This is a genomic window from Methylobacter psychrophilus, assembly GCF_025583945.1.
GTDB lineage: Bacteria > Pseudomonadota > Gammaproteobacteria > Methylococcales > Methylomonadaceae > Methylobacter_C > Methylobacter_C psychrophilus.
This window is the reverse complement of sequence record NZ_JAOEGU010000125.1, coordinates 1-2,211: the sequence shown is the minus strand read 5'-3', so window position 1 is coordinate 2,211 and position 2,211 is coordinate 1. Positions and strand designations below refer to the sequence as shown.

Sequence of the window (2,211 nt, the reverse complement as noted above, 5' to 3'; positions counted from 1 at the left end):
ATTAATCTGCTTAAAAATGAACCCTCTAAAATGAGCATTAAGAAAAAACGTTTTAAAGCCGCTTTGAACGATCAATTCAGGGAAAATGTGATTTTTTCGACGTGAAGTTTATATGCGGTTGCCCTGCTGATATTAACTTAAACATGACCGTACCTGAACTCAAAGTGAGTATTGGCTATGCCAGTGACCAAGGCATTAAAGCGGATAATGAAGATTTTTTTGGCTCATTGGTACCGCAAGATTCGCAGCTTGTCTATAAAGGTATTACTGCCGCAATTGCCGATGGCATGAGCGGTAGCGATGCCGGCAAAGCAGCCAGCCATTGTTGTGTGGTCAGTTTTTTGAGTGATTACTACAGTACCCCCGACTCATGGTCGGTCAAACAGGCCGGACAAAAAATACTTTCGGCAACCAATTCCTGGTTATATAGCCAGGGACATAGCCGCTATGACTCCAGCAAAGGCATGGTCAGTACACTCAGTATCCTGATTGTAAAATCAACGACTGCACATATTTTTCATATTGGTGATTCCAGAATTTATCGTTTGCGCAAAGGCATGCTTGAACAGATAACCCGTGATCATCGCATTTGGGTTTCCAAGGAAAAAAACTATCTTAACCGGGCCATGGGTATTGAACCCAGACTGGAGGTTGATTATAAATCGCTACCCCTTGAAAAAGGCGATCTATTTTTAATGACAACGGACGGGATACACGATTTTATCGATGAAAAAACCATCAGACAACTGCTTCAGGAAGCTGCTGATTTAACCAAAACTGCCAATGGCATCGTACAGAAAGCCATCACCCATAAAAGTGATGATAATCTGACCTGTCAATTGATCAGAATTGATACGTTGCCGGAAGCCAAAGAAGACGAAATTATTCGCCGCCATGCCAACCTGCCTTTCCCTCCGCCCCTGGAACCGGGCATGATCATTGATGACTACCTTATCAAGGCAGAACTGCACGCCAGCAAGCGCACACAAATCTATCGGGCATTTGATACCAAAAACAAGCGCCACGTCATCCTGAAAACGCCGTCAATACTTTTTGACGATGATACCTTTTACATAGAACATTTTCTGCATGAAGAGTGGGCAGGAAAACGTATTCATCACGAAAATGTCCTTAAAGTGCTGCCTACGGACCGGCAAAAAAGCTGTATTTATTATGTTACCGAATTTATCGAAGGCCAAACCCTGAGACAATGGTTAGTGGCCAACCCTAAGCCTTATATCCGGGAGGTCAGAAAAATAGTAGAACAAATCGCCAAAGGGCTCCGGGCTTTTCATCGCATGGAAATGTTACATCAGGATTTAAAGCCTGAAAACATCATGCTTGATCAACAGGGAATCGTTAAAATCATCGATTTTGGCTCGGTTAAAATTGCCGGAATAGCCGAAATAGCGCCGGTCGATTATGATAGTGAGGAGAATATCCTTGGCACCTTAAACTATAGCGCCCCGGAATATCAATTGGGGCAGCGGGGCACTACCAAATCCGACTTGTTTTCACTAGCGGTTATTACCTATGAAATGATTAACGGTGCACTCCCTTTTGGTCAGGATATGCCCGAAAAACCCAACGCTATTAGCCTTGCGAAACTTCAATATGTACCCAGTTTTCATAAAAACGCCATGGTTCCAATCTGGATTGATGGCGCGTTAAAAAAAGGCACGTCAATAAATCCGGATACTCGTTACGATAATTTATCGGAATTCTTGTACGATCTCTCTACACCTAATCCAAAATTTCTCGGCACCAAAGACTTTAGTCCATTGATAGAGAGAAATCCTCTGTTGTTTTGGAAATGCCTGTCGGTAATACTATTGCTAGCCAATCTGGTTTTACTGTATTCTCTTGTTCAAACATAAATCAAATTGCGTTAAACCAACCAAACAGGATGTCAAATTTCAGGTTGGCTCGAAACCGACTAACCTACTTTTGTCATTTTATTGCAGAAAAGTATCTGAATGTTGATTTTGTCAAAAAATAACATGGTAAAATCGACTTTTGGTAAATCTCAAAATGCTTTATGAAAAAGCTATTATTTGGCAAACTACCAAGACGAGTCCTGCCTGTTACTCGATGTTCAAGTTTTTAAGCTTAGAAAAACAGCAGGAAAACGAGTAAGCCAATCAGTGTTAGAATTGGACGTATTTCAACAGCATGTTGATGCACGAACCTGCGCACTTTATAAAAAGTTTT

Annotated in this window: 1 protein-coding gene; it reads left to right on the top strand. The window is 41.6% G+C overall.

Annotation, left to right across the window (positions count from 1 at the left end):
- Positions 1–143 precede the first annotated feature (143 nt).
- Positions 144–1,877: a bifunctional protein-serine/threonine kinase/phosphatase gene (locus tag N7974_RS20405; protein WP_262967369.1), complete on the top strand. Its 1,734-nt coding sequence runs from the start codon at positions 144–146 to the stop codon at positions 1,875–1,877.
- Positions 1,878–2,211: the final 334 nt, after the last annotated feature.